The 20,378-nt window shown below is 70.5% G+C and carries 25 protein-coding genes and 1 pseudogene; 7 read left to right on the plus strand and 19 right to left on the minus strand.

Annotated elements, in window-relative coordinates; genetic code table 11:
- Nucleotides 1-10 precede the first annotated feature (10 nt).
- Nucleotides 11-1,075 (plus strand): PKD domain-containing protein, encoded by a 1,065-nt coding sequence (locus tag KOI35_RS06410; RefSeq protein ID WP_215785108.1) that lies wholly within the window; start codon nt 11-13, stop codon nt 1,073-1,075.
- Between the two features lie 48 nt (nt 1,076-1,123).
- On the opposite strand, the gene KOI35_RS06415 is transcribed toward KOI35_RS06410, so the two are convergent.
- From KOI35_RS06415 to mtfM, 10 genes and pseudogenes are all read right to left on the minus strand, one after another.
- Complete coding sequence (locus tag KOI35_RS06415; protein WP_215785109.1) at nt 1,124-2,020, minus strand: alpha/beta fold hydrolase; 897 nt, start codon at nt 2,018-2,020, stop codon at nt 1,124-1,126.
- Nucleotides 2,017-2,331: a DUF2516 family protein gene (locus tag KOI35_RS06420; RefSeq protein WP_215785110.1), complete on the minus strand. Its 315-nt coding sequence runs from the start codon at nt 2,329-2,331 to the stop codon at nt 2,017-2,019. Before KOI35_RS06420 ends, KOI35_RS06415 begins: the two co-directional genes overlap by 4 nt.
- 66 nt (nt 2,332-2,397) lie before the next feature.
- Nucleotides 2,398-2,844: a hypothetical protein gene (locus KOI35_RS06425; RefSeq protein WP_215785111.1), complete on the minus strand. Its 447-nt coding sequence runs from the start codon at nt 2,842-2,844 to the stop codon at nt 2,398-2,400.
- Between the two features lie 31 nt (nt 2,845-2,875).
- Nucleotides 2,876-3,224 (minus strand): annotated as a pseudogene (locus KOI35_RS06430) (helix-turn-helix domain-containing protein); the annotation flags it as partial.
- Nucleotides 3,225-3,293: 69 nt separating this feature from the next.
- Nucleotides 3,294-4,199 carry an asparaginase gene (locus KOI35_RS06435; protein WP_215785113.1) on the minus strand — a complete coding sequence of 302 codons (906 nt, stop codon included), beginning with the start codon at nt 4,197-4,199 and terminating at the stop codon, nt 3,294-3,296.
- Nucleotides 4,196-4,840, minus strand: a complete 645-nt coding sequence (locus tag KOI35_RS06440) for a beta-keto acid cleavage family enzyme (RefSeq protein ID WP_215785114.1) — start codon at nt 4,838-4,840, stop codon at nt 4,196-4,198. Before KOI35_RS06440 ends, KOI35_RS06435 begins: the two co-directional genes overlap by 4 nt.
- 10 nt (nt 4,841-4,850) lie before the next feature.
- Nucleotides 4,851-5,885: a CAF17-like 4Fe-4S cluster assembly/insertion protein YgfZ gene (gene ygfZ / locus KOI35_RS06445; RefSeq protein ID WP_215785115.1), complete on the minus strand. Its 1,035-nt coding sequence runs from the start codon at nt 5,883-5,885 to the stop codon at nt 4,851-4,853.
- 4 nt (nt 5,886-5,889) lie between these two features.
- The gene (locus KOI35_RS06450; protein WP_215785516.1) at nt 5,890-6,282 is read right to left on the minus strand and encodes a Fur family transcriptional regulator; all 393 of its coding nucleotides are present in this window, start codon (nt 6,280-6,282) and stop codon (nt 5,890-5,892) included.
- 64 nt (nt 6,283-6,346) lie between these two features.
- On the minus strand, nt 6,347-6,952 hold the full coding sequence (locus tag KOI35_RS06455) for a heme-binding beta-barrel domain-containing protein (protein WP_246612627.1): 606 nt from the start codon (nt 6,950-6,952) through the stop codon (nt 6,347-6,349).
- Entirely contained in the window at nt 6,946-7,050 is a 105-nt protein-coding gene (gene mtfM, locus KOI35_RS48275) for a small membrane protein MtfM (RefSeq protein ID WP_275407434.1), read from the minus strand. The genes KOI35_RS06455 and mtfM overlap by 7 nt, the downstream gene beginning before the upstream one ends.
- Nucleotides 7,051-7,096: 46 nt before the next feature.
- Between mtfM and KOI35_RS06460 the strand changes: the two genes are divergently transcribed.
- Nucleotides 7,097-7,459 carry a DsrE family protein gene (locus KOI35_RS06460; RefSeq protein ID WP_215785117.1) on the plus strand — a complete coding sequence of 121 codons (363 nt, stop codon included), beginning with the start codon at nt 7,097-7,099 and terminating at the stop codon, nt 7,457-7,459.
- Here KOI35_RS06460 and KOI35_RS06465 read toward each other — a convergent pair.
- Genes KOI35_RS06465 through KOI35_RS06475 form a run of 3 tightly spaced genes read right to left on the minus strand, consistent with a single transcriptional unit; the run spans nt 7,453 to nt 10,741 of the window.
- Nucleotides 7,453-8,289 (minus strand): hypothetical protein, encoded by an 837-nt coding sequence (locus KOI35_RS06465; RefSeq protein WP_215785118.1) that lies wholly within the window; start codon nt 8,287-8,289, stop codon nt 7,453-7,455. The genes KOI35_RS06460 and KOI35_RS06465 overlap by 7 nt on opposite strands.
- Complete coding sequence (locus KOI35_RS06470; RefSeq protein WP_308120817.1) at nt 8,286-8,720, minus strand: NUDIX hydrolase; 435 nt, start codon at nt 8,718-8,720, stop codon at nt 8,286-8,288. Before KOI35_RS06470 ends, KOI35_RS06465 begins: the two co-directional genes overlap by 4 nt.
- Nucleotides 8,717-10,741: an ATP-dependent DNA helicase gene (locus KOI35_RS06475; protein ID WP_498371305.1), complete on the minus strand. Its 2,025-nt coding sequence runs from the start codon at nt 10,739-10,741 to the stop codon at nt 8,717-8,719. Before KOI35_RS06475 ends, KOI35_RS06470 begins: the two co-directional genes overlap by 4 nt.
- An 82-nt stretch (nt 10,742-10,823) precedes the next feature.
- Between KOI35_RS06475 and KOI35_RS06480 the strand changes: the two genes are divergently transcribed.
- Nucleotides 10,824-11,330 carry a DUF402 domain-containing protein gene (locus KOI35_RS06480; protein WP_215785120.1) on the plus strand — a complete coding sequence of 169 codons (507 nt, stop codon included), beginning with the start codon at nt 10,824-10,826 and terminating at the stop codon, nt 11,328-11,330.
- Here KOI35_RS06480 and sigJ read toward each other — a convergent pair.
- Nucleotides 11,310-12,173 carry an RNA polymerase sigma factor SigJ gene (gene sigJ / locus KOI35_RS06485; RefSeq protein WP_215785121.1) on the minus strand — a complete coding sequence of 288 codons (864 nt, stop codon included), beginning with the start codon at nt 12,171-12,173 and terminating at the stop codon, nt 11,310-11,312. The genes KOI35_RS06480 and sigJ overlap by 21 nt on opposite strands.
- A gap of 81 nt (nt 12,174-12,254) precedes the next feature.
- On the opposite strand from sigJ, the gene KOI35_RS06490 reads away from it, so the two are divergent.
- From KOI35_RS06490 to KOI35_RS06500, 3 genes are all read left to right on the plus strand, one after another.
- Nucleotides 12,255-13,214, plus strand: coding sequence for a PI-PLC domain-containing protein (locus tag KOI35_RS06490; RefSeq protein ID WP_308120818.1), 960 nt, complete (start codon nt 12,255-12,257; stop codon nt 13,212-13,214).
- Nucleotides 13,215-13,292: 78 nt separating this feature from the next.
- Complete coding sequence (locus tag KOI35_RS06495; protein ID WP_215785122.1) at nt 13,293-13,919, plus strand: DUF47 domain-containing protein; 627 nt, start codon at nt 13,293-13,295, stop codon at nt 13,917-13,919.
- A 3-nt stretch (nt 13,920-13,922) separates the two neighbouring features.
- Nucleotides 13,923-14,936 carry an inorganic phosphate transporter gene (locus tag KOI35_RS06500; RefSeq protein ID WP_215785123.1) on the plus strand — a complete coding sequence of 338 codons (1,014 nt, stop codon included), beginning with the start codon at nt 13,923-13,925 and terminating at the stop codon, nt 14,934-14,936.
- On the opposite strand, the gene KOI35_RS06505 is transcribed toward KOI35_RS06500, so the two are convergent.
- On the minus strand, nt 14,929-15,384 hold the full coding sequence (locus KOI35_RS06505) for a MarR family winged helix-turn-helix transcriptional regulator (protein WP_215785124.1): 456 nt from the start codon (nt 15,382-15,384) through the stop codon (nt 14,929-14,931). The two genes, KOI35_RS06500 and KOI35_RS06505, sit on opposite strands and share 8 nt — an antisense overlap.
- 40 nt (nt 15,385-15,424) lie before the next feature.
- Nucleotides 15,425-16,402 (minus strand): Gfo/Idh/MocA family protein, encoded by a 978-nt coding sequence (locus tag KOI35_RS06510; protein ID WP_215785125.1) that lies wholly within the window; start codon nt 16,400-16,402, stop codon nt 15,425-15,427.
- Between the two features lie 59 nt (nt 16,403-16,461).
- Here KOI35_RS06510 and KOI35_RS06515 point away from each other — a divergent pair, with 59 nt between their 5' ends.
- Nucleotides 16,462-17,235: an NUDIX hydrolase gene (locus tag KOI35_RS06515; protein WP_215785519.1), complete on the plus strand. Its 774-nt coding sequence runs from the start codon at nt 16,462-16,464 to the stop codon at nt 17,233-17,235.
- A gap of 182 nt (nt 17,236-17,417) precedes the next feature.
- Here the strand turns inward: KOI35_RS06515 and pstB are convergent, their stop codons facing one another.
- The 3 genes from pstB to pstC are packed head-to-tail and all read right to left on the minus strand — an operon-like array spanning nt 17,418 to nt 20,362.
- On the minus strand, nt 17,418-18,194 hold the full coding sequence (gene pstB / locus KOI35_RS06520; RefSeq protein ID WP_215785126.1) for a phosphate ABC transporter ATP-binding protein PstB: 777 nt from the start codon (nt 18,192-18,194) through the stop codon (nt 17,418-17,420).
- A 12-nt stretch (nt 18,195-18,206) separates the two neighbouring features.
- Entirely contained in the window at nt 18,207-19,256 is a 1,050-nt protein-coding gene (gene pstA / locus KOI35_RS06525) for a phosphate ABC transporter permease PstA (RefSeq protein WP_438870590.1), read from the minus strand.
- 32 nt (nt 19,257-19,288) lie between these two features.
- Entirely contained in the window at nt 19,289-20,362 is a 1,074-nt protein-coding gene (gene pstC / locus KOI35_RS06530) for a phosphate ABC transporter permease subunit PstC (RefSeq protein WP_215785128.1), read from the minus strand.
- Nucleotides 20,363-20,378: the final 16 nt, after the last annotated feature.

Genomic DNA, 20,378 nt, shown 5'->3' on the forward strand with positions numbered 1-20,378 from the left:
CGGGGGACAGATGAAAATCGTTTACCGTCGCGCCCTACCTGCGCTTTTCACCGCGGCCCTCACGGCCGGCGTGGTCGGCGTGGGCGCGCCCGCCCTGGCCGCCGGCGAGGCGCCGACCGGCACCTTCGCGCTGAACGGCACCGCGGTCTGGGCCGGCCAGACCGTCACCCTGACGCAGACCGCGCTGGCCGACGACGACATCCCGGTCGAAGAGATCAGCCGCGTCATCACCTGGGGCGACGGCACCGCCGCGCAGACGGCCGAGGCCGGCTCCACGAGCTGGACGCACACTTACGCCGCCAACGGCACCTTCACGGTGAGCGTGGCGCTGAACGACGGCACCGTCGCGGGCACCGGCACGCTGGCGTCCGCCGCCGTCTCGGTGACCACCCCGTCGGGCAGCCTGGGCTGGCAGAAGAGCACGATCTACACGAACACCTACACGTCCGGCGGCTCCACCTACGACTACCTGGTCGAGGGCGTCTTCGCGCCGTCCGGCATGCCGGCGACGGCCGACGAGGCCTGGACCGAGTGGGGCGACGGCGAATACACCCTGCTCAAGCAGGACGCGACGGCGACCACCGTCCCGCACTACTTCGACCAGGGCACCTTCACGCCGAAGGTGCAGTTCAGCAACGAGCACGGCAAGGCGACCGCGCGCAACGCGTCGACGCTCAACGTGCTCTACGACAAGACCGCGCCCAAGGTGGCGATCAAGTACCCGTCGCCGCCGAACAAGGCGAGCCTGTGGTCGACGATCCGGGGCACCGCGAGCGACTCGCAGTCCGGCATGGACTACGTCAGCCTGATCGTGCTGAAGTGGAACAACGCCAGCGGCACCTACATGTACAACTTCGACGCGAAGTCGTGGATCAAGTACACCGGTCAGCCGCTGTCTTCGATGCCCTCGGGCATCGAAGACACCCCCTCGGTCGCCTCCAACGGCACCTGGGCGTCGCGCCCGGTGACCGGGCTGGCGAAGGGCTGGCACCTCGAGATCTGGCCGGTCGCGCTGGACAAGGTGGCCAACTACAGCAACCCCGAGTACTACGTTCCGGTCTGGCTCGCCAGCTGACTTGAGCCGTACGACATCGAGGCCTCTCCGGGGAAACCCGGGGAGGCCTCAGTCATTCAACGAGGAGTTGAGGAAGGTCGAGATCCGCTCGCGCAGCTCGCGCCGGTTGTTCCACAGCACGGCGGGCCGGTCGTAGACGTGCAGGTCGGCGCCGGGCAGCAGGGTGGCCAGGCGCTCGGCCCACGAGGCCGGGTGCACCTCGTCGCCCAGGCAGCCCAGCACCAGCGCCCGCCCGCGGAAGGCCCGCAGCAGCGACTCGTCGGCCACCGCGGGCTCGTGCCAGAGCGTCGTCAGTTCGGGCGCGAGACCGTCACGCTGCAGTTGCTCGACCCGCTGGCGCAGGTAGCTCCACCCGGTCGGCGTGTTGCGCACCGAGGCCGGCAGCTCCGTCTCCACGGCCGCGGCGATCGACGCCGCCTCCCCCGACTCGACCGCGGCCAGCAACCGCTCGACGCGGGTCTCGGCGACCACCGGCCGGGTGCCGTCCCACGGCGCGGGCAGATAGAAGACGACCCGCTCGAACCGGTCGGGCGTCTCGCTGATCAGCCGGCACAGCGCGCCCGCGCCCATGCTGACCCCGAGCGCCCGGGTGGCGCCGGACAGGTCGGCTATGCCGCGCAGGTCGGCGGCCAGGTCGCCGAAGCTCCACGGCCCGACCGGGGCGTCGGAGCGGCCGTGACCCCGGAAGTGGAAGAAGACCCGTCGGCCGGTGACCGCACTGCCCAGCGGGCGGGTACCGGAGATGTCGCCGCCCAGCCCGTGCGCGAAGACGGTCACCGGGTCACCGACGCCGGTGGTGAGCTCTTCGATCCGTACACCGGAAGGGGTGGTCTTGATCTCGGTCGGCGCCCCGGGAAGGGTGGGCCGGCCCGAGCGGGGGCCGGTCGGGTCGGGACGATGCAGACGGGGCCCGCCGTCGGGCGGTGGCGGGCCGAACCGCCTCACCAGAAGCCTTTGCCGTCCGACAGGTCTTTGAGGCCGGGCCGGACGTCGAGCAGATAGATCAGGGCGGCCGCGATGCCGATCAGGCTGAAGATGCCGACCGGACCGCTGATCAGCAGCGTGAGCACGATGCAGATGGCGAGAATGGCCGCCCACGCCCCCTTGGGCAGCGTGCCGATGGCCTGGAATCCGTCGCCCCGCTGGGTCAGGCAGTGGATCAGCGCGATCGCCTGGACGACCAGCGAAAGAACAAGCAGGAGCAGGTTGAGAAGAGAAACGACGTCTTGATAGAAGATCGGCGCGGAGGAGGCCATGACGGAGAGTCTATGCCGCGGGGCCCAGCCGATGCCGGGCCCCGCTGATCATGTGTTGCCGGGTCGTCACTTGGTGGCGGCGCGCTTGCGGGGCTTCGGGGTGGGCTGGGCCTTCTCGGCGGCCTCGATCGCGGCCGGCTCCTCGGTGGTGGCCAGGTCGGCGTTCACCACGTCGGCGGCCTCGACGACACCGGTGCCGACGACGCGCTCGCCCCGGGCGACCAGAGCCGTGTAGGCCGCGACGGCGCGGTCCTGAGCGATCTGGGCGAACGAGGTGGCGACGCTGGCGGCGTTGCCGCGCAGGGCCTCGAAGTCGGTCGTGGAGGCCTTGTCCCGCAGCTCGGCGGCCTTGGTGCCGGCCTGCTCGTTGTAGGTGCGGAAGTTGGCGGCGGCGCGCTCGCTGATCTCGGTGAGCACGGCGGGCAGCTTGCGCAGCTGCTCGACGGCCATGTCACCGGCGCCGGCGGCGGCGTAGAGCGGGGCGGGGAAGCGGGTCTTGGTCTGCTCGGTCATTTCTGCTCCTCGGTAGCTTCAGAGGTGGGCTGGGTGCGAGCGTTCTCGTTGCGGAACGTCTCGTAGATCTGGGTCAGGGACTGCTTCTGAGCGATCGTGAGGTCCGGATCCGCCGCGATCGCGGCCAGCACACCTTGCTGACCCTCGCTGTCGAGCAGGCCGGCGCGCAGGTACATCGCGGGCGTCGACACCCGCAGCGCGCTGGCAATCTGCTGCAATACCTCGGCACTGGGCTTACGCAGGCCACGCTCGATCTGGCTGAGATACGGGTTGCTCACGCCCGCCTTGTCGGCGAGCTGACGCAGCGAGATCTTCGCCGTCTGCCGGAGATCGCGGATGAAACCGCCGATGTCCTCAGGCAGATCCTTCGGTGTGGCCATGCATCCGAAGTTAGCTCCGAGTGCTAGCTCTTGCAAGCAAAACGCTAACTCCAGCAAGCGTGAAACGAGTCACCGTAGGGGTCTTACCTGACCCACCGGCTCTCCCCCGCCCAGCACCAACTCGTTCATAAGCGGCACGTCGACGCCCAGTTTACGCAGCTCATCGAGCAGAACGGGGGTACGTGCGCGCATCCCGCCGTCGTCGATCTTGATGGTCACGGCACCGATTCCGGGCACGGCCACCGCCACCACGCCCTCGGCGCCGCCCTTGGCCAGCAGGCCCGGCACCGCCGCCATCAGCACGGTGTCGTCGGCCCCGGTGCCCGCCACCAGCTCGGGGTGGGCCCGCATCTGGTCGGCCACCCGGCGCTCGGGACTGCCCGGCTCGGCCTCGACCAGACGCTCGAACGCGCGGGCGAGCCCAGTCAGCGACAGGGCCAGCACCGGCGCGCCACAGCCGTCGACACCGACCGCGGTGATCTTCTCGCCGGCCAGGTCGGCCACGGCGTCGGCGATCGCCACCTGCAACGGGTGGCCGGCGTCGCGGTAGGTCTCGAGCGGCCAGTCGTTGGCCACGCAGGTCGCGAGCATGCCGGCGTGCTTGCCCGAGCAGTTCATCAGCACCCGCTCGGCGGTGCCGCCGGCGCGCAGCCACTCGTCGCGGACCGGCTCGGCCAGCGGCAGGGAGGTGGGGCAGCGCAGGGCACCCTCGTCCAAGCCGGCCGCGGCCAGGATCTCGCGCGTGCGGCGCACGTGGAACGGCTCGCCGAAGTGGCTGCCGCTGATCAGGGCCAGATCGGCCTCGTCGCGCGGGATCAGGCCGGCCCGCAGCATCCCGACCGTCTGCAACGGCTTGTTCGACGAGCGCGGGAAGATCGGCGTCGTCACGTCGCCCCGGCTGCCGCCCGGGCTGAAGACCGATCCGTGGTGAACGCTCTCGACGAAACCCGAGCGGACGACTTCGGCGATGATCATTTAGCCGGAACTCCTAGCAACTCACGGGCCTCGTTCGGGGACAACGGCGGGCGCTGGGCCAGTTGCGCGAACCCGACCGCCCGGGCCACCAGCTGCATGTTCGACTCGACCGGGCGACCCGGACCGTACATGATCGTGTCTTCCCGGCCCACCCGCAGGTGCCCGCCCAGGCTCAGCGTGGCCAGGATGACCGGCAGGGTGCCCGCGCCGAGCCCGGTGGCCGAGAACGTCGTGCCCTCGGGCAGCCGGCGGACAGCCTGCTCGCACTCGACGAGCGCGGCGGCCGTGGCCGGCATGCCGCCCGGCGCGCCCAGCACCAGGCCGACGTGAACGGCCTGGTCCACCAGCCGGCCCAGCTCGACGATCTGGGCCGGGTCGGTGATCTCGTATTCCGGCACGATGCCGGGTTTCCCCAGGCTGCCACCCACCGGACAGACCGCCATGTCGGGCTGGACCTCGAGGGAGCCGGAGGCGAGCTGCACGATCAGACCGGTCGCCGCGCGAAGGGCCGGCACGGCCTCGGGATCATGCACGCGAATGACGGCCGCGCCGAGCGCCTCGCACTCCCGAGCGGTGCTCACCAGGTCGTCGAGGGAAGAATCCCGGCCGGTCGGAGCAACGGTGATCACGGTCCCGGTCATGGAGCTGACCTTAATGCGGGTCGACCGCCACCACGGACTCGCCCACCATCAGCTCGTCGGTCGCGTTGCGCTTGAGTACGGCCAGGGCGATCAGACCGAGCTCGTGGTGACGCACGGCGGTGCCGACGAAGCCGACCTCGCGCCCCGCCCGCACCACCGGAGTGCCCTTGGCCGGCGGCTGGTCGGTGGCGATGCCGTCGAAGTGCAGCAGCGCGAGGCGGCGCGGCGGCCGGCCCAGGTGGTGCACCCGGGCCACCGTCTCCTGCCCGCGGTAGCACCCCTTGTCGAGGTGCACCGCCGCGGCCAGGAACTCGGCCTCGGCCGGAATCGTGCGGTGGTCGGTCTCCCATCCCAGCCGGGGGATGCGGTGCTCGACCCGGAGCGCCTCGTAGGCCCACAGACCGGCCATCGGCACGCCGAGTTTCTCGATCACCGCCGCCTTCTCGGCCCGCGGCACCAACAGGTCGACGCCGAGGGGCACCCTTCGGGCGAGACCAAATGCGGTTTCCCGTACGGGATAAAGGCTCGTCGCCCCCGACGGCACCTCGCCGGCCGCGAACTTGGCCCCGGGCACCACGTTGATCCGCGGCTCGCCCAGCCCGCCGATGACGTCGGCCGCCCCGGGCCCGACCAGGGAGAGCGCGGCCAGCTCACTCGTGGCGTCGCGCGGCTCGACCCGGGTGAAGAACCGCATCATCTCGAGGTATTTCAGCAGCCCCGCACCCGCCCCGGGCTCGGTGTCGAGCCAGGCCGTCGTGCCGTCTTCGGTGACCAGCGCGTGCTGCTCGACGTGCCCGTTGGGCGAGAGGACGAGCAGCTCGGTGCCCTGATCCTTGGTCAGATCGGTCAGGTGCTGCGTGGTCAGCGTGTGCAGCCAGCTCGCGCGTTCCTCGCCGGGCACGGCGACGACGTCGCGGTTCGAGCGGTCGACCAGGCCGACGGCGGTGGCCAGCGTGCGTTGCTCACGCATCGGGTCGCCGTAGTGCGCCGGCACCCCGGCATCGGCGGACGAGGGGTCCAGGTCCTCGACCATCACCACGGTCATGTCTCTACTCCTTGCAGTCCCCGCACACACCGAAGAGCGAGACGTGACCCACGTCGACCCGGAAGCCGCGTTCGCTCAACAACCGGTCGGTCACCGGTTGCATCACACTCGGGTCTACCTCACTGATCGACCCACATCCACGGCAGACGAGGTGAACGTGCTGATCCTCACCCGCGGTGTGATAGGTCGGTGAGCCGTGCGAGAGGTGCGTGTGGTTGACGAGCCCGAGCTCCTCGAGCAGCTCGAGCGTGCGGTAGACGGTGGTGATGTTGACCCCGGCGACGCGCTCGCGCACGTGGTTGTGCACCTGCTCGGGCGTGGCGTGGCCCAGCTCGTGCACGGCCTCGAGGATCAGCTGGCGCTGCGGGGTGAGCCGCAGCCCACGCTCGCGGAGCATGGCGGCAAGCGAAGAGGCGGACACGTTACGAGATTACGCCCTCGACGCCACGACGCCCGTTCCCTCAGCCGCCGATTCTGATCAGGCGGGCCGACATGTGCGGCCGAAGGTCACCCTTGTCGATCGACACCTCGTGGGCGTAGAGCAGTGCGGCGTCGACGATGCCGAAGAGCCGCTGCGAGCCGGTCAGGTGCTGGCCCGAGGGGGTGTAGGCGATGGCGTCGGCCTCGATCTCGAGGCGGGTCGGGCCGACGGTCTTGCCGACGTAGATCTCGGCCACGCCGTCGGGGTTGACCATGACGGCTTCCATCTCGTCGGTGGCCCGGCCGGCGTCGTCGAGCACCGGACGCCAGAAGCCCGACTCGGTGACCCACTCGCCGGCCGGCTTCGACTCGGGGTCGAGCAGCCAGCTGCGCGACTCGAAGCGCAGGAACGGGCGGCCGTCGTGGCTGATCCGCACCTCTTGGGCGAAGTCGTAGTCGGCGTCGGCCGGGAACCCGCCCTGACCGCGCCCGCGCCACAGCCCGACGAAGGGCAGCAGGCCCAGCAGCGCCGGGTGCAGGTCGGCCCCCTGCCGCAGGTCGTGCGTGTCTTCGTAGGGGTAGGGGTCGACCGGAGGCGCGTTGAGCCACGGGGGTGGGCCCAACGGGTTTTCCTGATCGCTCACCAACGCCCCCTCGACACGCGCACAGCCAGATAGCCGATGCCGCCCGCCAGCGCGCCGAGACCGGCGACCAGCAGACTCACGAACCCGATTTCGGTAACCATGACCGGCCCATCTTATGCCGGGCGGTTCTGACCTAGGCTGGCCGCCATGGCTCGTTTGCTCGTCGTCAAGGCAACCGCGGGAGCCGACGCTCCCGAGCGCTGCTCGCAGGCCTTCACCGTCGCCTCCACCGCGGTCTCGTCCGGGGTCGACGTCTCGCTCTGGCTGACCGGCGAGTCGACGTGGTTCGCGCTGCCGGGCCGGGCCGCCGAGTTCGAACTCCCCCACGCCGCGCCGCTGCCCGACCTGCTCGATCTGCTGCTCTCGGCCGGCCGCGTGACGGCGTGCACCCAGTGCGCGGCCCGGCGCGACATCACGCCGGGCGACGTCCTGCCCGGCATCCGCATCGCCGGCGCCGCCGTCTTCGTCGAAGAGATCATGTCGGACGGCGCGCAGGCGCTCGTCTACTGACAGGGCGTGCTGACGGTGACGCGGACGCTCGCGCCGTCGGGCACGATCACGATCGAGTCGCCGTCCTTGCGGTAGGCGTGCTCGCTGTCGTCGTCCCGGACGATCTCGGCCCCGTCGGCCACCGTCCGCAGGCCGGTCGCGAGATCTTTGGTCCGGCTGACCGGCCCGACCGAGTAGGACGCCGCGACCGCGCCCGACGGACACGTGACGGCCTGCACCTTGGGCGCCCGCCACTGGATGCCCAGGGCTCCGAGCGTGTCGGCCAGCACAGCGGGTGCCACCGGGGCCTGGGCCGTCGCCGGATCGTCCCGGGCCGGCGTCTCGTCGCCGTCGACGGGCCGGCAGCCGGTCGACAGTCGCAGCGAGAACGTGCGCGCCGTCGACTCGGTGCTCATGTCGACGCCGATGAAGTCGCCGGCGTCGGCGTGGAACGACACCCGGGTGCCGCCCCGGCCGTCCCACACGTCGGCCTCCCACGCCGCCGGCAGGGCGTCGGCGATCGCCGCGGCCACCTCTTGGGCCTCACCCTCGGGCACGTGGACGGTGACGTTGCGGAACGCGCCCAGCCCCGATCGCACCGGCGTCACGGAACACCGCTTGAGCGGCTCGAGCCCGCCGAGCACGACGGCCCGGCCCTCCCCGCCGGCTGCGGCGTAGACGACCCCGGCCGCGCGCTGCAGGTCGGGCACGGCGAGCGCGATGTCGCGCTGCTCGGGCACGGTCGCCTTCTCGTGGCCGACCGACCAGACGGCCAGCACCGCGACGACGACGATCCAGGCCGCGACGATCCCGCCCAGCCACCATCTCTTCGGCCGGGTCAACGGGCTCACGACTGCCCCGCATGGAGCTCGGCGTAGGCGGCCGAGGCCAGGAAGTGGGTGATCATCTCGGCCGTGCCCGGGGTGAGCTCGCGGGCCGCGGCCTCGGCGGCGGGGACGAAGAGCATGGCGGCACCCTCACCGAGGACGACGTCGGACTGGACGGCGCTGGTGGGGGCGAAGAAGTAGTGCTTCACGCGCCCCTCGGCCGGTAACGGCTGCGTGGCGAACAGCTGCAGCGGGACGTCGGGGCGCAGCGACGTCTCCTCCCAGAGTTCACGTTCGGCCGCCTCGACCGGGGTCTCGCCGGGCTCGACCGAGCCGCCGGGCAGGCCCCACACGTGCGGGTAGTAGGGCGCGTTGCCGTCACGCAGCTGGAGCAGCAGGGCACCGGACTTGTCGACCAGGAGGGTGCAGGCGATCCGGCGCAGGTCGGTGCTCACTGGCCGCTCCCGGCCAGGCGCGTGAGGGCACCGACGGCGACCTCGGGGCGGGTCGTGTACCAGAACGGGGGCAACGACTTGCGCAGGAAGGCGCCGTAGCCGCGGGCCGTCTCGAGCCGGGAGTCGAGGACGGCGACGACGCCCTTGTCACCGGTCGAGCGGATCAGCCGGCCGACGCCCTGGGCCAGCCGGATCGCGGCGATCGGGACGCTGACCGAGGCGAAGCCGGAACCACCACCGGCGTCGACCGCGGCGGCGCGGGCCGCGGCCAGGGGCTCGTCGGGGCGCGGGAACGGCAACCGGTCGATCACCACCAGCTGACACGCGTCGCCGGGGACGTCGACGCCCTGCCAGAGCGACATGACGCCGAACAGGCAGCTCGCCTTGTCTTCCTTGAACCGGCGGACCAGCACCGGCAGCGCCTCTTCGCCCTGCAGCAGGATCGGCAGGTCGGTGCGGGCGCGCAGCAGCTCGGCGGCCTGGGTGGCGGCCCGCCGCGACGAGAACAGGCCCAGCGTGCGACCGCCGAGGGCCTCGACCAGCTTGACCAGCTCCTCGCCGGCGCCCGCGGGCAGGCCGGACATCTGCGGGCGGGGCAGGTGGGCGGCGACGTAGAGGATGCCCTGGCGCGGATAGTCGAACGGGGAGCCGACGTCGAGCGACGTCCAGCCGTCGCCCGAGGCCGGGGACTGCGGGTCGGCCGGTGCGGCGGGGACGGCCGCGGGCAGGCCGAGCGAGCGGGCGACGGTGTCGAAGCGGCCGCCGAGGGTGAGGGTGGCCGAGGTCGCCACCACCGTACGGTCGGAGTAGAGGCCCTGGGCCAGCGTGCCCGCGACCGAGAGCGGGGCCACCACCAGCGCGCGGCGCCCGCTGCCGGTGTCGGACTTCTCGACCCAGGCGACGTCGAAGGCGGACTCCTCGAGCAGCCGCTGGGCCGTGTCGTTGAGGTCGCCCAGGGCCGCCTTGGCCTGCTGTTTACGGACCGGGTCGGGATCGTCGCCCTTGACCTCGCCGATCGCCGTCAGCCCGGCCCGGGTGGCCGACTCGGTCAGCGTCACGGCCTGCTGGATCAGCTCGGGCAGACCGGCCGTGATGCGGCCGGCGGGCGTCTCGGCCAGGCCCACGGTGAGCGCGTCGGCCGCTTCGGCCAGCGACTCGGCGACGTCGGCCGGGATCAGTGTGCGGGCGCGGCGGGACGACCGCTCGACCGCCTCGGGGGTGAGCTCGGCCTGTGACGCCGAGGAGACCCGGTCGGCCAGTTCGTGGGCCTCGTCGATGATGAGCAGCTTGTGCGGCGGGACGATGTGACGCTCGGCCAGCATGTCGACGGCCAGCAGGCTGTGGTTGGTGACCACGATGTCGGCCTCGCGGGCGCGGGCCCGGGACGCCTCGGCGAAACACTCGGCGCCGTAGGGGCAGCGCTGCGCCCCGACACAATCGCGCGCGGGCATCGACACCTGCCGCCACGCGGTGTCGTCGACGCCGGGGTCGAGCTCGTCGCGGTCGCCCGTGGCCGTCTTGTCGGCCCAGGCCTGCAGGCGCTGGATCTGCTTGCCGAGCCGGCCCGCCTCGCCCAGCCATTGGGTCGTCTTGGGCGGCGCGTCGTCGAAGAGCGTGTCGGTCGGCGCTTCTTCATCGGCGTGTTCCATCTTGGCCACACACAGGTAGTGGTGCCGGCCCTTGAGCACCGCGAAGGTGGGTCTGCGGCCGAGCACCGGCTCGACCGCCGCCGCGAGACGGGGGAGGTCGTGCTCGACCAACTGATTCTGCAGCGCCAGGGTGGCCGTGGAGACGACCACCGGCCCGTCGACCAGCAGCGACGGCGTGAGGTAGGCCAGGCTCTTGCCGGTGCCCGTGCCGGCCTGCACCAGCAGGTGTTCACGCTCGCGGATGGCCTTGTCGATGGCCGCGACCATGGCCTCTTGACCGGGGCGCGACGAGCCCCCGGGGACGGCGCCGACCGCGGCCTGGAGGAGTTGGTCGGCCTTCACCGCTCCGTTGGACTTACCTCGGGTAGGCACCGTCTTCTTCTCCGTTGCAGCGGGCACGCGAAGACGGTACCCGCCACCACCGACAGAAGCCGACCACCGTTAGGGTTCTTGCATGCCGAGTGACACGGTCCGGGTCGTCTACACGAAGTACGACGGTTCGGCCCATCGGGACTATCCCGCACGCCGATTCGACTCCGACGACCTCGGCGTCTGGGTCGGCGTCACCCGCGGCACCGAGTCGGTCTACCACGGCCGCCAGTCCGTCGAGCAGATCCCGTTCGTCCTGCTCATCCCGCATCACGCCTGGTGGACGGGCATGTTCAACCCGCCCCCGCGGACCAGCGAGGTCTACTGCGACATCACCACCCCGGCCCGCTGGGAGGGTGACACCGTGCACATCATCGACCTCGATCTCGACGTGGTGCGACGGCGCGCGACCGGGCTGGTCGAACTGCGCGACGAGGACGAGTTCGACGAGCACCGCACGCAGTTCGGTTACCCCGATGATCTCGTACGGGAAGCGCATGCCGCGGCCGACAAACTGCTGGTGGCGCTGGGTGACGGCAGCGAGCCGTTCGCCACCCGCTATCACCAGTACCTACAGAAGGTCGCTGACTAGCAGCTTCTCCGGGTTGAGCTGCTGAAAGAGGCCGGTGATCCGGCCGTCCGACACGGTGACGCCGAGCGCGCCCGAGATCGCTCCCCGGACGAAGACGCCGGCCGTCCCGTTGATCAGCACGGGCTCGAGCACGGCGCCGGACATCCGGCTGCCGTGGGCGATGCCGACGAAGAAACGGGCCACCTTGTCGGCACCGACGATCGGGCGCAGGGCCGTGCTGGTGAAACCGCCGCCGTCGCTGATCGAGACCACGTCGGGGGCGAGCACATTGGCCAGTGCCTGCATGTCGCCGCTGTTCACGGCCTCGATGAAGGCGGTCAGCACGCGGCGCTGCTCGGCCAGGCCGGCGGTGTGCCGGATCCCGCCCTCGGACGCCGCTTTGCGCCCGCGCGAGGCGTGCTGGCGTGCGGTCACCTCGGTGCTGCCGAGCACCCGGGCCACCTCGTCGTAGGGCACCGCGAACACGTCGTGCAGCACGAACGCGACCCGCTGCTCGGGGCTGAGCCGCTCGAGGACCACCAGCAGCGCGAGCCCGACCTGGTCGCGCTGCTCGGCCTGAGCGGCCGGGCCGGCGTCCGGGTCCACGAAGTACTCCGGCAACCACTGGCCCGTGTAGGCCTCGCGCGACACGCGGGCCGACTTGAGCACGTCGAGGCAGAGCCGCCCGGTCACCGTGGTGAGCCAGCCGCGCAGATCACGGATCTCGTCGTCACCGGCCCGCGTGTACCGCAACCAGGCCTCCTGCACGACATCCTGGGCCTCGGCCACGCTCCCGAGCATCCGGTAGGCGACGGAGACGAGATGCGGGCGCTCGGCTTCGAAGGCCGCGGCGGAGGGTGGCATGAGGGGAATTCTGCGCGAGATTCCTGGGGCGGGGTAGCAGTTGTGACACAGTAGAGAACGGCATTTCGTACGAATCGGGCGGTGAGCGTGAACGACGGGCTGGTGATCGCGGGTGGCCTCGCCGGGGCCGCGGGCTTGACCGGAGTGATCGCGCTCCTGGCCCGCCGCAAGGCGTCCTACCTGCCGGCCGGGCACGGACTGGTCCGCCCGGACGATGTCGACCCGCTGCCGGCGGTGCTCCGGCGTGGACTGGGCGGGCTTACCGTGCCGGTCACGCCCGGCCCGCGTGGCGAGCTCTTCCTCGGCGGCGGCGCGCCCCAACCGGGCCGTACGCTGCGGCGGCTCGTCCTCTCCCCGCTCTTCGCCCGCGCCCGCGGCAACGGCGGTCGGCTCACCCGCGACCAGCAGGTGCCGTTCCGGCTCGTGGTCGAGTTCGCCGGTGCGGTCCGCGACGCCGAGACCCTGCTGCGGGCGTACCGGGTGCTCGACAAGCAGCTGCGCGACCACGCCGGGCTGCTCAGCCAGTGCGACGGCGACGACCTCCGGCCGGGCGCGGTGACCGTCTCGGTGACCGGCATCGTCGACGTGCGGGAACTGCTCGCGACCGAGGACGTGCGGTACGCGTTCGCCGAGGGCTCGTTCGACGACCTCGGCTCCCGCTCGGCCCCGCCGTCCCTGGTCCCGATGATCAGCGAGCCGTGGAGCCGGCGGTTCGGCTGGGACGGGCTCGAGCCGATCCCGGCCGAGGAACGGCACCTGCTGCACGCGATGGTGCGGTCGGCCCACGACGACGGGCGTACGGTGCGCATCTCGGGTCTGCCCGACGGCCCCCGCAAGGCCCGGGCCGCGATCTGGACCGAGCTCGGCGCGGCCGGGGTCGACGTGATCGCCGACGCCGACCTCAAGGGCCTGGCCCGGCACCTGCGCAAGCACCCGGTGACCCGCTGGGTGGCCCGGGAACCGTTGCCCACGCGGGCCGTCCGGCGCGGTTCGCCGCGGCCGCATCCGCCCCGCCCGGATCGGCGTCGCGAACCTGTTTAGCAGGCGAACGACAGGTGAACTTGGAGAGGCCTTAGCATTCCAGGTGATCATCCCAGTCTGTCGATCGAGGTCCGAGCCGTGAAGTTCTCCTTCCGTCCTGTCGAGGGCGCCTTCTACGACCTGTTCACACAGGCCGCGAACAACCTCGTCAAGGGCACCGAACTGCTGAACGAGCTGGCCCTGCCGGGGGTCGACGTGCAGTCGGTGAGTGAACGGCTGACCGACGTCGAGCACGACAGCGACCAGATCACCCACGACCTCTACAAGAAGATCAACTCGACCTTCATCACGCCGTTCGACCGGGCCGACATCTATTCGCTCGGCTCCCAGCTGGACGACGTGATGGATCACCTCGAGGCGGTCGGCAACCTTCTTTACCTGTACGGGCTGACCGAGCTCCCGTCCCTCCCGCGCGAGATGCACGAGCTGGTCACCGTGCTCGACCAGCAGGCCCGGATCACCGCCGAGGCGATGCCGAAGCTGCGCGCCATGAAGGGCCTCGACGAGTACTGGATCGAGATCAACCGGCTCGAGAACGACGGCGACCGGGCGTACCGGATGCTGCTGGTCCGGCTCTTCTCGGGCGAGTACGACGCGCTCACCGTGCTCAAGATGAAGGAGGTGGCCGACGAACTGGAGGCCGCCTGCGACGCGTTCGAGCACGTGGCCAACACGGTCGAGACCATCGCGGTCAAGGAGTCCTAGACCTTGTCCCCCGAACTCATCGCGGTGCTCGCGGTGATCATCGCCGCCATGGCCTTCGACTACACCAACGGCTTCCACGACGCCGCCAACGCGATCGCCACCAGCATCAGTACCCGCGCCCTGACCCCGCGGGTGGCCCTGGCCATGGCCGCCGTCGGCAACTTCATCGGCGCCCACCTGGGCGGCGAGGTGGCCAAGACGGTCGGCGACGGCCTGGTCGACCTCAAACTCGGCATCCCGAGCCTGGCCGTGGTCTTCGCGGGCGTGGTCGGTGCGATCGCCTGGAACCTGATCACCTGGTACTTCGGGCTGCCGTCGAGCTCGTCGCACGCACTGTTCGGCGGCCTGGTCGGCGCCACCCTGGTGGCCGGTCCGGCGCTCGGCACGGTGAAGTGGGCGACGATCGTCGAGAAGGTCCTTATCCCGATGGTCGCGTCGCCGGTCGTCGGGCTGCTGCTGGGCTTCGGGGTGATGGTCGCCATCATGTGGATCTTCCGGCGGGGCAACCCGGGCCGGCTCAACCGCGGCTTCCGCATAGCGCAGACGATCTCGGCCGCCGCGATGTCGGTCGGCCACGGCATCCAGGACGCGGCCAAGACGATGGGGATCGTGGTGCTGGCGCTCTACGTGGGTGGTTTCCAGTCGAGCTCCACTCACATCCCGTGGTGGGTCTACATCACGACCGCGACGATGCTGGCGGCCGGCACCTACTCCGGCGGTTGGCGGATCATCCGTACGCTCGGCCGCAAGATCATCGACCTGGGCCCGGCCGAGGGCTTCGCGGCCGAGACGGTGGCCAGCTCGGTGCTCTTCTTCAACGCGTACGTGCTGGGCGCCCCCATCTCGACCACCCACACGATCACCTCGGCGATCATGGGCGTGGGCGCGACGAAGCGGCTGAACGCGGTCCGCTGGAACGTGGCCGGCAACATCCTGATCGCCTGGGTCACCACGTTCCCGGCGGCCGGCCTGATCGCCTGCCTGTGCTACTTCGTGTTCCGCCCGGCTTTCAGCTGACGAGGTTCTCGTCCAGGTCGGGCAGCAGGCGGTCGTTGGCTCGCTCGAGGACGGTCAGCAGGATGCCGCGTTCGGCGCCGGTGCTCGCGCCCAGGATCTGGTCGGCCAGGTCGGACCAGACGCTCTCGATCTCGGGCACCAGGGCCCGGCCGGCGGCGGTCACGACGATGCGTACCTGGCGGCGGTCGCCCGGCACCGGCTCGCGGCGGAACCAGCCGCCGGTGCCCAGCCGGGCCAGGCTGCGGGTCACGGTCGGCGGCTCGACGCCCAGCCGGGCCGCCAGCGCCGTCACGGTCATGCCGTCCGGCTCCTGGGCCAGCAGCCACAGCAGCGTGTCCTGCCCCGGGTGCAGGCCGAGGGCGGCCAGGCGACGGGCCTTGGCCGCCCGGTAGAGCTGGCTCATCTTGTTCAGCGCCCGGTTGACGCGCATGACCTCGGGAAGATCCACATCGACGAGCTTAGGCGGCTAACCAACCAGCGGCACGCGCTCAGTAGATGACGCCGATCTCTTCGCGGATCGTGTCCAGCAGGGTCATGATCTCGAGGGTGGTGGCGTGCGGCATGAGCGGGCTCTCCAGCTCACCGGCCAGCAGGCAGCGCTGCACCTCGGCCGCCTCGAACTGGTAGCCCCGGCCCGGGAAGTCGAACTCGAACGTCTCGGGCTCTTGACCCGTACGCCGCAGCACGAAGGACCGCGGCGCGAAGAAGCCCTCGGGCAACTCGATCCGGCCGTCCGTGCCCGTGATCGTCGCCTCGTTCCGGCTCGGGCCGTTGATGCTGCAGGTCAGCGCCCCGACCGCGCCCGGTTCCCAGCCCATCAGGACGCCGGTGTGCTCGTCGACCCGCTCGGGGGTCAGATGCGCCCACGCCTGCACCGAGGCCGGCGCGCCCACAATCAGGTGGGCGAAGTTGATCGGGTAGACGCCGAGGTCGAGCAGCGCCCCGCCGCCCAGCGCGGGATTGCGCAGCCGGTGCTCGGCGTCGAACGGGCCCTGCAGACCGAAGTCGGCGTGGATCGTGCTGACCCAGCCGATCGTGCCGTCCTCGACCAGCTCCTTGATCTTGCGGATGGCCGGGTTGAGGCGCATCCACATCGCCTCCATGAGAAAGACGCCCTTGTCGCGGGCCGCGGTCACGAGCCGCATGGCGTCGGCCAGGTCGAGGGTGATCGGCTTCTCGACCAGCACCGCCTTGCCGGCCTCGATGCAGAGCAGCGCCGCCTCGGCGTGGAACGCGTGCGGCGTGGCGACGTAGATGACGTCGACACCGGGGTCGGCGGCCAGATCGGCGTACGAGCCGTGCGCCCGGGCGAATCCGAACCGCTCGGCGAACTCGTCGGCGGTCGCCTTGTTGCGCGAACCGACGGCGGCCAGTTCGGCGCCGGGCACGTGCGCCAGGTCGGCGGCGAACGCGGCGGCGATCCCGCCCGGACCGAGAATTCCCCAGCGAACCTTCTGTTCCGTCATGATCGCTACGGTATCGTCCGCGCCGCCACAGGTGTCAGGATCGTGGGGTGACCGATCCCATGCGGCTTCCCCCGGCGATGGTCCGGCGTGCGCGCGAATTCACCGGGCCGCCGGCGCCCGTGCGAGACGCGGCCACCGTCGTACTTCTGCGGCCGGACGAAAAGGCATTCCAGCTGTACGTGATCAGGCGCGCGACGACGATGGCCTTCGGCGGCCTGTACGCCTTCCCGGGCGGCGGGGTCGACCCCACCGACCGCCCCGAGACCATCCGCGACGACTGGCCCGCCCGTCTGGGCGTCGACGAGGAACGCGCCCGGGCCGTGGTCGGGGCCGCCGTACGCGAACTCTTCGAAGAGACCGGCGTGCTGCTGGCCGGCCCGGCGGAACAGCCCGACCGCACCCTGGCCGACGTCGGCACCGAGGACTGGGAGGCCGACCGCGCCGCGGTGCTGGCCCGTCAGCTGACGTTGAGCGCCCTGCTCGCGCGACGGGGCCTGCGGATGCGCGACGACCTGCTGTTCCCGTGGGCGCGCTGGATCACGCCCGAGTTCGAGCCGAAGCGCTACGACACCTGGTTCTTCGTGTCGCTGCTGCCCGAGGGCCAGATGCCGCGCGACGTGTCGGGCGAGAGCGAGCACACCGCATGGATCGACCCGGGCGCGGTCGACGGCCTGGCGATGCTCCCGCCCACGAGGAGCACCGTGGACTCGCTCGCCGCGTACGGGGAAATGGCTGAGGTGATCGCGGCCGCAAGCCGCCGTGACGCCGCCACCCCGGTCATGCCTCGCGTGGAACTGACCGACGACGGCGGCGCCCAGCTGCACATGCAGTAGAGCGCCGCCGCCAGAAATCGCTACTGTGCCTACCCCGCCCGCCCAGGGGGCTGGCCTAAACTACGCCGCCGGGAAATCGCAAATCGACTTATCCACAGGCTGTGCGAGCAAGAAGCGGGTGAGATGCACGACAGACGGCCCGCCGGTCGAGCACGGGCCGTCTGCAGTGTCGCGAGCCAGACTCAGCCGAAGCGACCGGTGATGTAGTCCTCGGTCTTCTTCTCGGTCGGGTTGCTGAAGATCTTCTGGGTGTCGTCGTACTCGATCAGGCGGCCGGGGTCACCGGTCTTGTCGATCGAGAAGAAGCCGGTCTTGTCGCTGACGCGAGCGGCCTGCTGCATGTTGTGCGTGACGATGATGATCGTGAAGCGGTCCTTCAGCTTGAACATCAGGTCTTCGATCGCCAGCGTCGAGATCGGGTCGAGGGCTGAGCAGGGCTCGTCCATCAGCACGACCTGCGGCTCGACCGCGATGGTGCGGGCGATGCAGAGACGCTGCTGCTGACCACCGGACAGACCGGCGCCGGGCCGGCCCAGGCGGTCCTTGACCTCGTTCCACAGGTTGGCCGACTTGAGCGACTGCTCGGCGGCGTCGTCGAGCACCGACTTCTTCTTGACACCGTTGAGCTTGAGGCCGGCGACCACGTTCTCGTAGATCGACATCGTCGGGAACGGGTTGGGCCGCTGGAAGACCATGCCGATCATCCGACGGACCGCGGTGACGTCGACGTCCGGGTCGTAGATGTTCTGGTCGTCGATCGTGAGCGAACCCTCGATGCGGGCGCCCGGCAGCACCTCGTGCATGCGGTTGACCGACCGGAGGAAGGTGGACTTGCCACAACCCGACGGGCCGATCAGGGCGGTGATCGTCTTGGGCTCGACCGTCATGGAGACGCTGTCGATCGCCTTGAAGGAGCCGTAGTAGGAGGTGACGTTGGTCGCCTCGATGCGCTTGGCCATGGGGTTACCTCTCTACTTCGACAGACTGTTGCGACGGGCCAGCAGCTTGGCGGCGATCGTCAGGATGAGCACGATGGCGACCAGGGTCAGCGCGGCCGTCCAGGCCCGTGCCGGAGCGTACCGGGAGGCGTCGCCCGCCTGCTGGTACACGTAGAGGGCGAGCGACGACTGACCGCCCTCGAACGGGTTGAAGTTGATCGACGCCGCGCCACCCGCGACCAGCAGCACCGGGGCGGTCTCGCCGGCCGCACGGGCGACGGCGAGCATGACACCGGTGACGATGCCGGGCAGGGCGGTCGGCAGCACGACCTGGAGGATCGTCTTCCACTGCGGAACCCCGAGCGCGTACGCACCTTCGCGCAGCGGCCCCGGCACCAGGCGCAACATCTCCTCGGTGGAGCGGACGATCGTCGGCAGCATCAGCACGGTCAGCGCCAGTGAGGCGGCGAAACCGGAGAACCGCGGGGTCCCGTTGTTGAACCACGGGCTGACGATCAGCACCCAGAAGGAGAGGATGAACAGACCGGCGACGATGGACGGGATACCCGTCATGACGTCGACGAAGAAGCGGACCGTGTTGGCGAACCGGCCCCGGCCGTACTCGACCAGGTAGATCGCGCCGAGCACACCGAGCGGAACGGCGATCAGCGTCGCGACGCCGACCTGCTCGAGCGTGCCGATGATGGCGTGGTAGGCGCCACCCTCGGGGTCACGGGCGCCGATGTTGTTCATCGACGAGCCGAAGAAGTTGCCGTCGAGACGCTGGACGCCCTTGGAGACGAGCGTCCACACCACGGAGGCGAGCGGCAGAACCGCGAGCAGACAGGCGGCGTAGATCAGCGTCTTCCACATACGGTCGCGTGCGGTGCGGGGGCCCTCGATCCGGCCGGCCACGATCTGCAGGCCGATCAGGTAGAAGACCACGCCGAGCACGACGACGAGCACGTAGTTGCCGATGCCGAAGCCGTAGACCACGGCGGCCGCGATGGCCAGCCCGGCCACGGCGATGCCGAGGTTGACGGCGAGCGGCAGGCGCTTGGTGCGGATGTTGTCCGGCGTCATGACAACGCCGGAGGCCTCGCGATCAAGAAGGCTCATGCTGCACTGTCCCGGAACTCGCGCCGACGGTAGATGATCGCCCGCGCCGCCATGTTGACCACCAGGGTGATCGCGAAGAGCACGAGACCCGAGGCGATGAGCGCGCCGCGACCGGTCTCGTTGGCCTCGCCGAAGGCGTTGGCGATGTTGGCGGCGATCGAGTTACCGCCGTTCTCGATGATGTTGAACGAGATGTTGAAGACGATGCCGAGCGTCATGGCCAGGGCGATCGTCTCGCCGAGGGCTCGACCGAGGCCGAGCATCACGGCGGCGATCACACCCGGCTTGCCGTAGGGCAGAACCGCAGTGCGGATCATTTCCCACTTGGTCGAGCCGAGGGCGAGCGCGGCTTCCTCGTTCATTCCCGGAGTCTGCCGGAAGACCTCACGCGACAGCGAGGTGACGATCGGCAGCACCATGATCGCGAGGACCAGGCTGCCGAGCAGCACCGAGCGGCCGAACGGGCCGTCGCCGCCGAAGATCGGGATCCAGCTGAAGTATTTGTTGAGCCAGCCGGAGAACTCGCGGACCGGCTCCATGAAGACGTCCCGGCCCCAGAGACCGAAGACGACACTGGGCACGGCGGCGAGCAGGTCGATCACGAACCCGAGCGGCGTAGCCAGCCGCTTGGGTGCGTAGTGCGACAGGAACAGAGCGATGCCGAGAGCGATCGGCACCGCGACGAGCAGCGCGATGATCGAGGTCAGCACGGTGCCGAAGGCGAGGACCGCGATACCGAACCGCGGCTCGGTCTCGTTCGGGAACCACTGGTTGAAGGTCAGGAAGTTCTCGTTGTCGGCCCGGATGGCCGGCACGGCCTTGGAGATCAGGAAGATCGCGATGGCGACGATGATGACCAGCACCATCGCGCCGGCCGCCACGGAGAGGCCCTTGAAGCCGGCCTCCATGCCGAAACGGGCCTTCTTGGGCAGGGCGCCCCCGCCGCCGATTGGGGGGTCATCGTGACTACTCGGTGAAACACCGGTGCCAGCGCCCCGGGTGTGACGTCCGGTCACACCCAGGTCGCTGGCGGTGGTGTTCTCCGAGCGGGAGGAGGGGTTGTCACCCATCTGCTCGCTCGCTGTC

This window comes from Paractinoplanes bogorensis, from assembly GCF_018829635.1.
GTDB lineage: Bacteria > Actinomycetota > Actinomycetes > Mycobacteriales > Micromonosporaceae > Actinoplanes > Actinoplanes bogorensis.

What these genes read in the sequence shown, in the direction of transcription:
- KOI35_RS06410 (WP_215785108.1), top strand. Translation starts at nt 11, where the DNA reads ATGAAAATCGTTTACCGTCGCGCCCTACCTGCGCTTTTCACCGCGGCC.
- KOI35_RS06420 (WP_215785110.1), bottom strand. Translation starts at nt 2,331, where the DNA reads ATGGCCTCCTCCGCGCCGATCTTCTATCAAGACGTCGTTTCTCTTCTC.
- KOI35_RS06425 (WP_215785111.1), bottom strand. Translation starts at nt 2,844, where the DNA reads ATGACCGAGCAGACCAAGACCCGCTTCCCCGCCCCGCTCTACGCCGCC.
- KOI35_RS06435 (WP_215785113.1), bottom strand. Translation starts at nt 4,199, where the DNA reads ATGATCATCGCCGAAGTCGTCCGCTCGGGTTTCGTCGAGAGCGTTCAC.
- KOI35_RS06440 (WP_215785114.1), bottom strand. Translation starts at nt 4,840, where the DNA reads ATGACCGGGACCGTGATCACCGTTGCTCCGACCGGCCGGGATTCTTCC.
- ygfZ (WP_215785115.1), bottom strand. Translation starts at nt 5,885, where the DNA reads ATGACCGTGGTGATGGTCGAGGACCTGGACCCCTCGTCCGCCGATGCC.
- KOI35_RS06450 (WP_215785516.1), bottom strand. Translation starts at nt 6,282, where the DNA reads ATGCTCCGCGAGCGTGGGCTGCGGCTCACCCCGCAGCGCCAGCTGATC.
- mtfM (WP_275407434.1), bottom strand. Translation starts at nt 7,050, where the DNA reads ATGGTTACCGAAATCGGGTTCGTGAGTCTGCTGGTCGCCGGTCTCGGC.
- KOI35_RS06460 (WP_215785117.1), top strand. Translation starts at nt 7,097, where the DNA reads ATGGCTCGTTTGCTCGTCGTCAAGGCAACCGCGGGAGCCGACGCTCCC.
- KOI35_RS06480 (WP_215785120.1), top strand. Translation starts at nt 10,824, where the DNA reads ATGCCGAGTGACACGGTCCGGGTCGTCTACACGAAGTACGACGGTTCG.
- sigJ (WP_215785121.1), bottom strand. Translation starts at nt 12,173, where the DNA reads ATGCCACCCTCCGCCGCGGCCTTCGAAGCCGAGCGCCCGCATCTCGTC.
- KOI35_RS06510 (WP_215785125.1), bottom strand. Translation starts at nt 16,402, where the DNA reads ATGACGGAACAGAAGGTTCGCTGGGGAATTCTCGGTCCGGGCGGGATC.
- KOI35_RS06515 (WP_215785519.1), top strand. Translation starts at nt 16,462, where the DNA reads ATGCGGCTTCCCCCGGCGATGGTCCGGCGTGCGCGCGAATTCACCGGG.
- pstB (WP_215785126.1), bottom strand. Translation starts at nt 18,194, where the DNA reads ATGGCCAAGCGCATCGAGGCGACCAACGTCACCTCCTACTACGGCTCC.
- pstA (WP_438870590.1), bottom strand. Translation starts at nt 19,256, where the DNA reads ATGACGCCGGACAACATCCGCACCAAGCGCCTGCCGCTCGCCGTCAAC.
- pstC (WP_215785128.1), bottom strand. Translation starts at nt 20,362, where the DNA reads ATGGGTGACAACCCCTCCTCCCGCTCGGAGAACACCACCGCCAGCGAC.